The organism is Arthrobacter sp. TJ-170, assembly GCF_058269305.1.
The window spans coordinates 61,202-74,524 of record NZ_JBZCNL010000007.1 but is presented as its reverse complement, the minus strand read 5'-3'; the positions used below and the strand labels follow the sequence as shown (position 1 = coordinate 74,524).

Sequence of the window (13,323 nt, the reverse complement as noted above, 5' to 3'; positions counted from 1 at the left end):
CCATGACAAAGCAGACAGCGCTCTATGCGCAGCACCAGGAACTCGGCGCCGCCTTCACCGACTTCGGCGGGTGGCAGATGCCCCTGAAGTACCGCAGCGAGCTGGAGGAGCACCACACCGTCCGCCGGGCGGCCGGTATTTTCGACCTATCCCACATGGGGGAGGTGACGGTCAGCGGACCGCAGGCAGCGGACTTCCTCAACTACGCGCTCGTGAGCGACCTCGCATCAACGGCGGTAGGCAAGGCGAAGTACTCCCTCATCTGCAACGAAGACGGTGGAGTGATCGATGACCTCATCATCTACCGCCTCGCCGGGGACCGTTTCCTTGTGGTTCCCAACGCCTCGAATTCCGACACCGTCGCCGCTGAACTTCAGCGGCGTGCCGGGAACTTCACTGTAAAGGTCGAGGACCAGTCCCAGGACACGGCGCTCATTGCGGTCCAGGGACCGAACGCCGAGGCGATCCTGCTGGGGATGAGCGGTGGCACGGGCCGGGGGGCCATCACCTCGCTGAAGTACTACTCGGCTGTCCACGTGGACCTCGCCGGGCAGTCCGTTCTCCTGGCCCGCACGGGCTACACCGGAGAGGACGGTTTCGAACTCTTCATCGAGAACGGCCAGGCCGTGCAGCTGTGGAAGGCCGCAACCGAGGCCGGTGCAGAACACGGCCTGGCGCCGTGCGGCCTGGCCTCCAGGGATTCGCTACGCCTCGAAGCGGGTATGCCGCTCTACGGACACGAGCTTGGCCTGGACACCAATCCCTTCGAAGCCGGTCTGGGGGGTGTGGTGAGCCTGAAAAAGACCGGGGACTTCGTGGGCCGCTCGGCGCTTGAGCCGCTCAAGGGGGAAGCCCCTGCCCGGAAGCTTGTCGGCTTGCGCGGTGCGGGACGGCGATCAGCCCGCGCCGGTTACGACGTCGTCCGGGACGGACGGACCGTCGGTACCGTCACGTCCGGCCTCCCAAGCCCAACCCTCGGGTACCCGGTTGCGCTCGCGTACGTCGAGACGGAGCTGAGCGAACCCGGCACCGAACTTCAGGTGGATCTGCGGGGTCGTCCTGAGGGGTTCACCGTGGTCGGACTGCCGTTCTACAAGCGTCCGGGCCGATCATGACAATCAGCGCCTTCGACCTGTTCAAGATCGGAATAGGTCCGTCGAGTTCGCACACAGGCGGACCGATGACAGCCGCGTACCTGTTCACCCGGATATTGGCCGAGCAGGGTCTGCTCGAACAGGTGAGCCGCGTCGAGGCGGAGTTGTTCGGTTCGCTCGGCGTGACCGGTCATGGGCACGGTACCGTCAAGGCCGTGATCCTCGGTCTCGAGGGTGAGCAGCCGCACCTCACCGATCCGGAACGCGCCGAACCGCGCGTCGAGGAGATCGGTGAGTCCAAGGTCCTCCGACTGGCTGGGACGCACGAGGTCGCCTTCGATGTCACGGAGGACCTGATCCTGCACCGCAAACAGAGGCTCGATTACCATACGAATGGTATGCGCTTCTCGACATATAACGCTGATGGAATACTCGTCTGTGCGCGGGAGTACTACTCGGTGGGCGGCGGATTCGTGCTGGATCAGGACCAGATCGGCGCGGACCTCTCCGGTGGCCCCGCCGTCGCTGTTCCCTATGCGTTCGAGTCGGGCGAGCAGCTGCTCGGGATTGCGGCCGGCACCGGAAAGTCCTTCTCGGAGATAGTGCTTGCGAATGAACTGGCAGTCCGGTCTGAGGAGGAGGTTCGCACCGGCCTCCTCGAAATCTGGGACGTCATGCAGGACACCATTCGGCGCGGATCCACCAACAGCGGCATCCTTCCCGGCGGACTGCATGTCCGTCGCCGCGCTGCCCGGCAGCTCGAACTGCTCCGCAAGGAAGCAGACCCCGACGACCACCTGAGCACCATGGAATGGGTGACGCTGTTCGCGCTCGCGGTGAACGAGGAGAACGCAGCCGGTGGCCGGGTGGTTACGGCTCCCACCAACGGTGCGGCCGGCATCATCCCGGCCGTCCTGAAGTACTACACGGACTTTGTTCCAGGAGCCGACGACGACGGCGTCATCCGTTTCCTGCTTGCCGCCACTGCCGTCGGTGCCCTGTTCAAGAAGAATGCATCGATCTCCGGAGCCGAAGTAGGCTGCCAGGGCGAAGTGGGCTCAGCCTGCGCAATGGCGGCCGCCGGGCTGGCCGAGGTGCTGGGCGGTACTCCTGAACAGGTGGAGAACGCCGCGGAGATCGGCATTGAACACAATCTGGGTTTGACCTGCGACCCCGTCGGCGGTCTGGTCCAGATTCCGTGCATCGAGCGCAATGCGGTGGGAGCCATCAAAGCGATCACGGCCGCCCGGATGGCCGTCCGCGGCGACGGGCAGCACTTCGTCTCGCTCGACGCCGCGATCAAGACGATGCGCGAGACCGGCGCGGACATGATGGACAAGTACAAGGAAACGGCCCGGGGCGGGCTTGCCTTGAACGTCGTGGAATGCTGAGTGGGCTTCCCGAGCCGGGTTGAGATCGTGCCGGGCGGCGACGTCGTCGTCCGGCTGCAACGCCATCTTGCCCCGCCGGCCACGGTAGCCGTGACGTGCCTTCCGCACCACGGTGCGGCGAAGACGGTGGAGGTCTCGGTTGAGCTTGCCGGGCTCGGGTACCGCGCGATCCCGCATCTGGCCGCACGATCGATTGGCTCCAGGCAGCAACTCGCGGAATTCACTTCGCGTCTCGCCGATGCCGGCGTGCGCGATATTTTCGTGATCGCCGGGGATGCCCGCGAGGCAGAAGGGCCGTACGCCTGGAGCCTGCCGCTCATGGAGGATATTGCCGACATCGGCGGGTTTGAGACGGGCTTCGCCGCCTACCCCGAAGGCCATCCCACCGTTCCTGAACCCGAGCTCACAGAGCTGCTGCTGAAGAAGCAGCAACTCGGTGGTTGGGCAGTCACGCAGATGTGCTTCTCCGGGCAGGTGCTTGGCGACTACGTCACCCGGCTGAGGTCCCACGGCTTGACGGTGCCCGTGTGGGCCGGTGTCCCCGGGAGGGTCCGGCGCACCCGCCTCGTCTCGCTCGCCGGACGCATCGGCGTGGGCCCATCGCTCAAGTTCGCCAGGCGCAGCGGTACGCTGCTGCGCACGATGCTGGCGCCGTCGTCGTACGATCCTTCGCGGTTGGTGCGCTCCATAGAGAAAACCAACGCATTCGCCGGGATGCATATCTACAGCTTCAACGACTTCCGAGGGATCGAGGGCCGCTAACTGTTGCGGCTCAGACCGAGTCGCACTCCTTCTCGGAATGGTGGCCGAAATCCTGTCCGGCGATAGGGTCGGAGTAATGCAACATCAACAGCATGCTTCCGATCTCCCGGAGCACATCCTGCCGGCGCCTGACCCCTCTCATCTTACTGATGGCTTTGTGCGTGTTCGGGGCGCTCGTGAAAACAACCTGCGCAACGTGGATGTGGACGTCCCGCGTGATGCGATCGTGGCGTTCACCGGAGTATCCGGCTCGGGCAAATCCTCGCTGGCCTTCGGGACCATCTATGCCGAAGCCCAGCGACGCTATTTCGAATCGGTGGCACCGTACGCCCGCCGGCTCATTCAGCAGGGGCACAACCCCAAAGTGGAACAGATTACCGGTCTGCCTCCAGCCGTAGCCCTTCAACAGCGACGCGGCGCGCAGAGCAGCCGCTCCACTGTCGGCACGGTCACCACCCTGTCGAACTCCGTGCGTATGCTCTTTTCCCGCGCCGGCAGTTACCCGGAGGGCGCCGAGCAACTTGATTCGGATGCCTTTTCCCCGAACACCGCGGCAGGCGCCTGCCGGGAGTGCCATGGCCTGGGCATAGCGCACACCGTCAGTGAGGACTCCCTGGTACCGGATCCCTCCCTCAGCATCCGCGATGGAGCCATCGCCGCATGGCCGGGCGCCTGGCAGGGCAAGAACCTGCGTGACATCCTCACGCACCTCGGCTACGACGTCGAAACTCCCTGGCAGAAGCTGCCGAAGAAGGACCGGGACTGGATTCTTTTCACCGAAGAGCAGCCCGTGGTGGAAGTAACGCCCCAGCGCGACCGCGTTGCCAAGCCGTACAAGGGACGGTTCTGGAGCGCCCGGAGCTACGTTCTGCACACCCTGGCCGACTCAAAAAGTACCGCCATGCGTAACCGGGTGTTGCAGTTCATGCATACTGGCCCATGCTCACGCTGCGGTGGCAGCGGGCTGAGGCCCGAAGCCATCGCCGTGACGTTCGCCGGTAAGACCATCGCCGAATTCAACGCCCTACCGTTGAACGATCTGGCCGAAATCATCCGGCCCACCGCAGAACTCACGTCACCCGGGACCGCCTCGCGCGGGCGGACTTCAGGCGAGAATGATGAGGTGGCCGTCGCCCTGACCAGGGATCTACTGCTTCGGATCACCGTGCTCCTGGACCTGGGGCTGGGTTACCTCGCCCTCGGGCGATCCACACCCACGCTGTCCCCGGGTGAACTGCAGCGACTCCGGATTGCCACTCAACTTCGGTCCGGGCTGTTCGGTGTGATTTACGTGCTCGACGAACCCTCGGCTGGGCTACACCCAGCCGACGCCGAACCTCTCCTCGCAGTGCTGGACCAACTCAGGGTGTCCGGCAATTCGGTGTTCGTCGTGGAACACAACATGGACGTGGTGCATCGCGCGGACTGGATAGTGGACGTGGGACCGCGCGCCGGTGAGGGTGGAGGAGAGGTGCTCTACAGCGGACCGGTGGACGGCCTCCGCGAGGTTGCCGCTTCGGTTACGAGGCCTTTCCTGTTTCCAGAGCATTCCGGCGGGCCGGACAGCGGCAATTCAAACATCGAGGATGATGGCAGCAAAGATGCCCGTGGCGATTCCGGCAGGGAAGCCGCCGGTTGGCTCGAAATAAGGGATATCAGCCGGCATAACCTGCGCAGGCTCGATGTGGACTTCCCTCTGGGTGTGCTGACGGCAGTCACCGGCGTATCCGGCTCAGGCAAATCAACTCTGGTCAGCCAGGTTCTTGCCGAGGTCGTCAGTGAACGGCTGCACCCTAGGAGCGAGGCGCCGGAAGAGCCGATCCCGGAAATCCAGGATGGCACCGCCGCCTCCCAGGCCGGAGCACTGAGCGTGGGGTCCTTTCCCGGGCTGAACCAGCTTGACCGGCTGGTGAAAGTCGACCAGAAGCCGATCGGCCGAACTCCGCGCTCCAACCTCGCAACCTACACCGGACTCTTCGACGCCGTCCGCAAGGCGTTCGCCGCCACAGACGAAGCCCGGTCGCGGGGCTTCGGCGCCGGACGGTTCTCCTTCAATGTGGCAGGCGGCCGCTGCGAGACCTGCCAGGGGGAAGGCTTCGTAGCGGTGGAACTGCTGTTTTTGCCCGGCAGTTATGGGCCCTGCCCTGAGTGTCATGGTTCGCGGTTCAACCCCGAAACTCTTGAAGTTGAGTACCGCGGACGGAATGTCGCTGACGTTTTGGGAATGACGGTGAGCGTTGCCGCAGAGTTCCTCTCCGACGTACCTGCAGCAGCGCGCAGCCTCCAAACGTTGCTGGAAGTGGGCCTTGGCTACCTCCGGCTCGGCCAGCCCGCCACCGAACTCTCCGGAGGCGAGGCCCAGCGCATCAAGCTGGCCACCGAAATGCAGCGCGCCCACCGTGGCCATACCCTGTACGTGCTGGATGAGCCGACGACGGGGCTACACCCGGCCGACGTCAAGCTTCTAATGGCGCAGCTGCACGGGTTGGTCGATGCCGGCAACACAGTGATCGTGGTTGAACACAAGATGGATGTCGTGGCCTCCGCTGACTGGGTGATCGATCTGGGTCCCGCCGGTGGCGACGGCGGCGGACAGATCATCGCCGTAGGCACCCCTGCCGAAGTTGCGCGCTCCAACGAGAGCCGGACGGCGCCCTACCTCGCCGCTGCTCGCCGGCTTGGACCTCAAGCCTCCCTCGCCGAGGCTTCAAGCTAGTCGCCCTTGACGTTTACGATCTGGCGCAGCGTGTGCCGGATGCGGACCAGGTCGCGGGCGTCTTCCATCACGACGTCGATGTCCTTGTAGGCTGCCGGGATTTCATCGATGAAGGCGTCGGTGTCGCGGTACTCGATGCCGCGCATTGCCCGCCTCAGTTCGTCGCGGGTGAAGGTGCGCCGCGCGGCGGTTCTGCTGTACTCCCGGCCCGCACCGTGCGGAGCGGAGTTCAGCGACGGCGGGTAGCCCAACCCCTCGACCACGTAGGACGCCGTCCCCATTGACCCCGGGATGAGCCCCGGCCGGCCGGGGGAGGCGTCGATCGCACCCTTGCGGCTGAGCCAGACCTGTTTGCCGAAGTGGGTTTCCTGGGCTGTGTAGTTGTGGTGACAGTTGATGCGTTCCAGTTCCTGCACCTCGTCGCCCGTCCACCGGGCGAAGCACCCGATCACGCGGTCCATCATCTCCTCCCGGTTGAGCAGGGCGAAGTCCTGAGCCCATCGCAGCTCGCGGATGTATTTCTCGAACTCGTCATCACCTTCGTTGAGGTAGGCGAGGTCGTTGTCCGGAAGGGCGATGCGGCGTTTGTCGCACAGATCCAGAGCCACACGGATGTGATGCTGCGCGATCCGGTTCCCCACACCGCGTGATCCGCTGTGGAGGAAGAGCCACACGTCGTCGTTCTCGTCGAGGCTCACCTCGATGAAGTGGTTGCCGGATCCGAGTGATCCCAGTTGCAGCGCCCAGTGTTTCGAGTACGACGACGGATCAAACCCTGCGTTGTCAGCATCCCGTGCCAGCCGCTCGACGCGTGGCTCCGCCGACTCGAGGATTTTCTTGTTGCTGTGCCCGGCCGAGAGGGGAATCGCCCGCTCGATCGACTGGCGAAGAGTCTTGCGGTCCAGCCTCTGCAGGTCACCGGCCCTGTGCTGGGTGCGCACGGCGATCATCCCGCAGCCAATATCCACGCCCACCGCCGCCGGGATGATGGCGCCCAGGGTGGGGATGACGGAACCGACCGCAGCCCCCTTGCCCAGGTGGGCGTCAGGCATGCTCGCGAGATGTGGATAAATGAACGGCATAGACGCGGTCTTCAGATTCTGCTCGCGCGTCCTGGGATCCAGAATGCTCGCGAAGTTTATGTAGGTGGGGCTGACCTTTTCCATGGTCGTCTCATCCTCCTGCACAGATACGGGCGCATCAACCAACTTTTCCCCAAGGCGGGGAGGCAATCATCAAGCATTCCTTCCCGGCAGCGGCCGGCGAGGCAACCGTGTGCAGGAGGATTGATGGGCGTGGAAATCATCGCCGCCGTCGTGATGGCGGCGGTCCTGACTCTGGTGGTAGTGGCGGTCCGGCTCGACACACAGGAACGACCACGTGGCATCCCCGCCGGGACGCTGCTATCGGCTGAGGATCGGCGCCTGCTGCACCTGCTGAAACTCACGACGGCGGAGTGGCTCATCCTAACGAACCAGCAGCGGGAGGATTTACGGGAGCGAGCCTATCGAGGTATGGAGTAGCGGCACGGTTACTGTCTTCAACCGTGAAAGACTTGAGCGGTGGCACATCTTGACGTATCCAACATTGACTACTTCCTCTCCGACGGCCGTCAATTGCTCAACGGCGTCACCTTCAAAGTCGGTGAGGGCCACAAGACCGCGCTGATCGGGCCCAACGGAACCGGAAAGACCACCCTCCTGCGCATTGTCGCCGGTGACATCACCGCGGACGAGGGAGCCGTCACCCGGTCCGGCAGCATGGGCATCATGCGCCAGTTCGTCGGCCAGGTCCGTGACGACACCACCGTTCGTGATCTCCTCGTCTCCGCCGCTCCGCCGGCGCTCGCCGCAGCCGCGAAGCGCATCGATGACGCCGAGCTGGCCATGATGGAGCACGACGACGAACCCACCCAGATGCGGTATGCACAAGCCATTGCCGACTGGGGAGACGTCGGCGGGTACGAGCTGGAAACCACCTGGGACGAAGTGACGATGGCGGCGCTCGGCGTGCCCTATGACCGCGCCCAGTACCGCGCGGCGTCGTCGTTGTCCGGAGGCGAGCAGAAGCGGCTGGTGCTGGAAGCGCTGTTTTCGGGATCTGACGAACTGCTCCTCCTCGACGAGCCCGACAACTACCTCGACGTCCCCGGCAAGCGCTGGCTGGAAGCAAAGCTCAATGAATCCAGCAAGTCTGTGCTGTTCGTCAGTCACGACCGGGAGCTTCTCGACAACGCGGCCACCCGGATCGTCACGCTTGAGCCCGGCGCCCTTGGTGCGTCGAGCTGGGTGCACGGGGGAGGCTTCAGCACCTACCTGCAGGCGCGGACCGACCGGAACGCGCGGTTCGAGGAACTGCGGCGCCGCTGGGACGAGGAGCACATCAAGCTCAAAGAGCTCGTGAACATGTACAAGAACAAGGCGGCGTTCCGCTCGGACATGGCGAACCGGTACCACGCCGCCCAGACGCGGCTGGCGAAATTCCTGGAAGCAGGACCGCCCGAAGCGATACCGATTGAGCAGAACGTGAACATGCGGCTCAAGGGCGGCCGCACAGCGAAGCGGGCCGTCGTTGCCCAGAAGCTCGAACTCACAGGACTGATGAAGCCGTTCAGCACCGAGATCTGGTTCGGTGACCGGGTGGGGGTGCTCGGTTCCAACGGATCCGGCAAGTCCCACTTTCTCCGCTTGCTCGCAGCCGGCGGTACGGACCCGGAGAAGGAACACGAACCCGTGTCCGAGGTGAGCATCGATCCGGTGCCGCACACCGGCGTCGTGAAGTTGGGTGCCCGCATCCGGCCCGGATTCTTCGCCCAGACGCATAGCCGCCCGGATCTGTTGGGCCGGACGCTCCTCGACATCCTGCACCGCGGGGATGACCACCGGTCCGGTCTCGGGCGGGAAGCGGCGTCCGCTGTGCTGGACCGCTACGGGCTCGCTGGCCAGTCGGAGCAGCTGTATGACTCGCTTTCCGGCGGACAGCAGGCACGGCTGCAGATCCTCCTGCTCGAGCTTTCCGGCGCCACGCTGCTGCTGCTGGATGAGCCCACGGACAACCTCGATCTGCATTCAGCCGAGGCATTGGAACGCGCCATCGACGCATTTGAGGGCACCGTACTCGCAGTGACCCACGACCGCTGGTTCGCACGCGGCTTCGACCGGTTCCTGGTCTTCGGCGAGGACGGCAAGGTGTACGAGTCCGAGACTCCCGTCTGGGACGAGGGCAGGGTGCAGCGGGCGCGCTAAGTCCCCGGTGGGGTGGGGTTGACTCTCAGCTTCACTGTCGGTTCCATCACACTTGGCGCCGCGTGTAGACCCGGCCTGAACCTGCGCATAGGGTTTATGGGTGCAGAGCAAAGTCAATCCGGCCATGTGGGCTACCTTCGCAATCTTCGGGCTCAATGGCCTCATCTTCGCCAGCTGGGCGGCGCGGATTCCGTCCGCGTCGGACGTGCTGGGACTGAGCGACGGTCAGACGGGTGCGCTGCTGCTGGTCGCGGCCATCGGCTCCATGATTTCCCTGCCGTTGTCCGGAGGAATCGCGGCCCGGATCGGCACCGCGAACACCGTGAGGGTTGGTGGGGTTGCTTCCGCAATCGCAGCATCCGTCATTGCCGGTGGCCTCATGACTCAATCGGTAACTCTCGCCGCGGCAGGCCTGTTCATCTTCGGCCTGGGCATCGGCCTGTGGGATGTTGCGCAGAATCTTGAAGGAGCCGACGTCGAACGCCGGCTCCTGCGCACCATTATGCCGAAGTTCCATGCAGCCTTCAGCGGCGGTGCCTTTGTCGGTGCGGTTGCCGGCGCCGCCCTGGCCGCCGGCGGTGTAGCGCTCTCGACACACCTGGTGGTGGTGGCCGCCCTGGTGCTGGTCATTTCACTGTGGATTCCGCGCTACTTCCTGCCGGAGCAACCTCACGCCGAAACGTACGACGACGCCGCCCCGCGCCGGGGCGGATTCGCCGCCTGGAAGGAGCCTCGCACTCTCCTCATCGGATTGGTGGTCCTTGGTGCCGCGCTCACCGAAGGCGCAGCCAATGACTGGGTAGCGAAGGCCACCGTCGACGGTCTCGGTGCCAGTGAGGCCGTCGGTGCCTTGATGTTCGGTGTGTTCGTTGCCTCGATGACGATTTTCCGGTTCATCGGCGGCGGCTTCATCGACCGGTTCGGCCGGGTGCGGGTGCTGCAGGTGAGCCTCGCGTCCTCCCTTGCCGGCCTGGTGCTCTTCGTCTTCGCGCCCACCGTGTTTCTCGCAGGTGTCGGAGCGGTCCTGTGGGGGACAGGTGCAGCCCTCGGCTTCCCGATGGGCATGTCCGCCGCCGCCGATGAGCCGCGGTTCGCGGCCGCGCGCGTATCGGTTGTCTCGACCATCGGCTACACGGCGTTTTTGGCGGGACCACCGCTGCTGGGCTTCCTCGGCGACCAGGTGGGCATCCGTAACGCCCTGCTGGCTGTTGGTGTGGCCGTATTGGCTTCCTTCATCGTGGCACCGGCTGCTGCGGAGCGCCGAGCGGAAGAGTCGGAAGGCACCCGCGTTCCGTCCTGACGCCGTCGTTATTTGGGGTTAGCGGACGCCGGCAGGGGGCGGGCAGCCCGCCTGGCTGCCCGCGCCTGCCGCTCTTGTGTGCCGTCCCTTGCGGAGATCGTCCTTTAGGACGACGCCGGCCGCCGGCCGGGTCGCTAGGCTCGGAAATGCTGCCCGGATCCGGGTGCGAGGAAAGCCGGAGGAAAACCAGTGGAGCATACCCGACCGATCGAACAGTTCTCGGTGACGCAGAAGATCACCATGATGGTGAACCGGTATGAAGTGCGCTCAGTTGACTCCGACGGGGAGCCGGGAGAGCTCTTGGCCCTCGCCCAGCAGAAGCGGGCTGCCTTCAAGGAAGAGGTCCGCTTCTTCTCTGATGAATCGAAGAAGACGGTGATCTTCTCCTTCAAGGCACGTCAGAGGCTGGACCTGGGGGCCACCTACGACGTGCGCGACGCCCAGGGAAATTCAATCGGCAGCTTTCGGAAGAACTTCGGTGCTTCACTGCTGCGCTCAACCTGGCAACTGGATGCGCCGGGGATCCAGGCGGTTGGCAGTGAACGCAGCCAGGCTGTTGCGATCGCCCGCCGTATCTGGGAGTTCGTCCCATTCCTCGACGCCATACCGGTGCCCTTCCTGTTCCACTTCGACTTTCGCGACCCGTCCGGCCAGGTAGTCTTGACCTCGGAACGGCGGCGGTCCCTGCGCGACCGTTATGACGTCACTGTCCCGGGGGCACGTATCGACTGGCGGGTGGCTGCAGCGATGGCGGTGGCACTGGACGCCTTGCAGTCCCGGTAGGGGGCTGGGCCGCACAAAACCATTGCCCTGACGGACAATGATGTATACGGTGTCTACATACATAAAGCCGCGCACTTGGACCGTCCGTCCACGGCTCCCGTCCTACGCGGAACACCCCGGTGATTAGCGGACCCAATCTGTCCGCAATGCCCTTCATCCCACAACTTGCCAAACCTAGGGTTGACCCATGACGATCATCCAGGCCGAAGGTCTGAAGAAAACATACACATCGAAGAGCGGCCCGGTGCATGCACTCGCGGGCCTCAACCTTTCCGTTCCCCAGGGGACCGTGAAGGCACTGCTGGGTCCCAACGGGGCGGGTAAGACGACGGCAGTCAAGGTCCTCACCACCCTCATCAAGCCGGACGAGGGTACGGCCCACATCGACGGAATCGACGTGATCCGCAACCCGAAGGCAGCCCGGCGGATCATCGGCGCATCCGGCCAGTATGCGGCGGTCGATGAGAATCTGACCGGATTCGAGAACCTGGAGATGGTGGGCAGGCTCTATCACCTGGGTGCGAAGAGGGCGCGAAAGCGTGCACAGGAACTGATTGATCAGTTCGAGTTGACGGAAGCCGGCAACCGCCCGGTCAAGGGCTTCTCCGGTGGCATGCGCCGTCGTATTGACCTTGCCGGTGCCTTGGTGATCAACCCCAAGATCCTGTTCCTCGACGAACCGACCACCGGACTGGATCCGCGCAGCAGGCTCGCCCTATGGGAAATCATCAAACAGCTGGTCAACGACGGCACCACGCTCCTCCTGACCACCCAGTACCTGGAAGAGGCGGACCACTTGTCGGATGACATTGCGGTGATCGACGGCGGCAAGGTGATCGCCGAGGGCACCTCGGATGAGCTGAAGGCGCAGATCGGTGGCCACCGGGTGGTTGTCACGCTGGTGCACCAGGCCGATGCCGGGGCGGCACGCGAGATCCTCGCACGCCACGGGGACGGTGCTCCTGCGGTGAACGACCGCACCGTGGAGGTGTCCGTCGTCGAAGGTCCGCGGGCGCTGCAGTATGTGCTTTCAGACCTGGGACAGGCGGGGATCCAGCTCCACGACGCCGGCATGCGCCGACCAACCCTTGATGACGTGTTCCTCAAGCTCACCGGCCACAAAGCCGAGGATGAGACCAGCAAGAGCGATGCCGAGATGGAGAAAGCCCAATGACCGCGGTCAGCCAACCCGCCTACGAGAGCGTAGGTTCACCGTTCGCTCAGCTGCTTTCAGATGGCTGGATCGCGACCCGCCGCAACCTGATCAAGATCAAGCGGGTCCCGGAGATACTTGTCTTCACCATCCTTCAGCCCATCATGTTCGTACTCCTGTTCAGCCAGGTCTATGCCGGTGCAATGAACGTTCCTGACTACGTGAACTTCCTGATGGCCGGCATTTTTGCCCAGACAGTCATCTTCGGCTCCACCTTTTCGGGAGCTGCAATGGCACAGGACCTGAAGGACGGCATCATTGATCGGTTCCGCACCCTTCCCATGAGCTCGGCGGCGGTGCTGATCGGGCGTACCAACGGCGACCTCGTGATCAACAGCATCTCGATGATGATCATGATGGGCACCGGCTGGCTGGTCGGTTGGCGCGTGACCACGTCGTTCTGGGGCTTCCTCGGCGGAGTCGCGGTTCTACTTCTGTTCTCCTACTCCTTCAGCTGGGTCATGGCCCTCCTTGGGATGAGTGTCCGTAGTCCGGAGGTCATCAACAACGCGTCCTTCATGATCCTGTTCCCGCTGACCTTCATCTCGAACGCGTTTGTCCCGATCCATACCCTGCCGGAGGTGCTGAAGAACATTGCGGAGTGGAACCCGGTGTCCGCCCTCGTGGAGTCGGCGAGGTTGCTGTTCGGGAACACCAACCCCGATTTCCCGGAGCCCACGGCCTGGACACTGCAGAATCCCATCATCACCGTGATCCTCGGAATCATCGTGATGCTTGTGATCTTCGTGCCGCTCTCGGTGAAGAAGTTCAAGTCCGTCAGCTCCCGCTAGCAACAGAAGACGACGGCGGCGGCCCGTG

Annotated in this window: 11 protein-coding genes; 10 read left to right on the top strand and 1 reads right to left on the bottom strand. The window is 64.1% G+C overall.

Annotated elements, in window-relative coordinates; all coding sequences use genetic code 11:
• The first annotated feature begins 2 nt into the window (after window positions 1-2).
• The 4 genes from gcvT (at window position 3) to uvrA (ending at window position 5,963) form a co-directional block, all read left to right on the top strand.
• Window positions 3-1,115, top strand: coding sequence for a glycine cleavage system aminomethyltransferase GcvT (gene gcvT, locus AC4D1W_RS13360; RefSeq protein WP_490899069.1), 1,113 nt, complete (start codon window positions 3-5; stop codon window positions 1,113-1,115).
• A complete protein-coding gene (locus tag AC4D1W_RS13355) occupies window positions 1,112-2,485 on the top strand; it encodes an L-serine ammonia-lyase (RefSeq protein ID WP_490899068.1) in 1,374 nt (457 codons plus the stop codon). Before gcvT ends, AC4D1W_RS13355 begins: the two co-directional genes overlap by 4 nt.
• A complete protein-coding gene (locus tag AC4D1W_RS13350; protein ID WP_490890982.1) occupies window positions 2,486-3,247 on the top strand; it encodes a methylenetetrahydrofolate reductase in 762 nt (253 codons plus the stop codon). It begins immediately after the preceding gene.
• Between the two features lie 76 nt (window positions 3,248-3,323).
• Window positions 3,324-5,963, top strand: coding sequence for an excinuclease ABC subunit UvrA (gene uvrA, locus AC4D1W_RS13345; protein ID WP_490899067.1), 2,640 nt, complete (start codon window positions 3,324-3,326; stop codon window positions 5,961-5,963).
• On the opposite strand, the gene AC4D1W_RS13340 is transcribed toward uvrA, so the two are convergent.
• Window positions 5,960-7,129: an RtcB family protein gene (locus AC4D1W_RS13340; protein ID WP_490899066.1), complete on the bottom strand. Its 1,170-nt coding sequence runs from the start codon at window positions 7,127-7,129 to the stop codon at window positions 5,960-5,962. The two genes, uvrA and AC4D1W_RS13340, sit on opposite strands and share 4 nt — an antisense overlap.
• Before the next feature lie 123 nt (window positions 7,130-7,252).
• On the opposite strand from AC4D1W_RS13340, the gene AC4D1W_RS13335 reads away from it, so the two are divergent.
• From AC4D1W_RS13335 to AC4D1W_RS13310, 6 genes are all read left to right on the top strand, one after another.
• Window positions 7,253-7,486, top strand: a complete 234-nt coding sequence (locus AC4D1W_RS13335; RefSeq protein ID WP_490899065.1) for a hypothetical protein — start codon at window positions 7,253-7,255, stop codon at window positions 7,484-7,486.
• A 39-nt stretch (window positions 7,487-7,525) separates the two neighbouring features.
• On the top strand, window positions 7,526-9,208 hold the full coding sequence (locus AC4D1W_RS13330) for an ABC-F family ATP-binding cassette domain-containing protein (RefSeq protein ID WP_490899064.1): 1,683 nt from the start codon (window positions 7,526-7,528) through the stop codon (window positions 9,206-9,208).
• A gap of 100 nt (window positions 9,209-9,308) precedes the next feature.
• Window positions 9,309-10,508: an MFS transporter gene (locus AC4D1W_RS13325; RefSeq protein WP_490890977.1), complete on the top strand. Its 1,200-nt coding sequence runs from the start codon at window positions 9,309-9,311 to the stop codon at window positions 10,506-10,508.
• Window positions 10,509-10,697: 189 nt separating this feature from the next.
• Complete coding sequence (locus AC4D1W_RS13320; protein ID WP_490899063.1) at window positions 10,698-11,291, top strand: LURP-one-related family protein; 594 nt, start codon at window positions 10,698-10,700, stop codon at window positions 11,289-11,291.
• Between the two features lie 187 nt (window positions 11,292-11,478).
• Window positions 11,479-12,465 (top strand): ATP-binding cassette domain-containing protein, encoded by a 987-nt coding sequence (locus tag AC4D1W_RS13315; protein WP_490899062.1) that lies wholly within the window; start codon window positions 11,479-11,481, stop codon window positions 12,463-12,465.
• On the top strand, window positions 12,462-13,295 hold the full coding sequence (locus AC4D1W_RS13310; RefSeq protein ID WP_490899061.1) for an ABC transporter permease: 834 nt from the start codon (window positions 12,462-12,464) through the stop codon (window positions 13,293-13,295). Before AC4D1W_RS13315 ends, AC4D1W_RS13310 begins: the two co-directional genes overlap by 4 nt.
• Window positions 13,296-13,323: the final 28 nt, after the last annotated feature.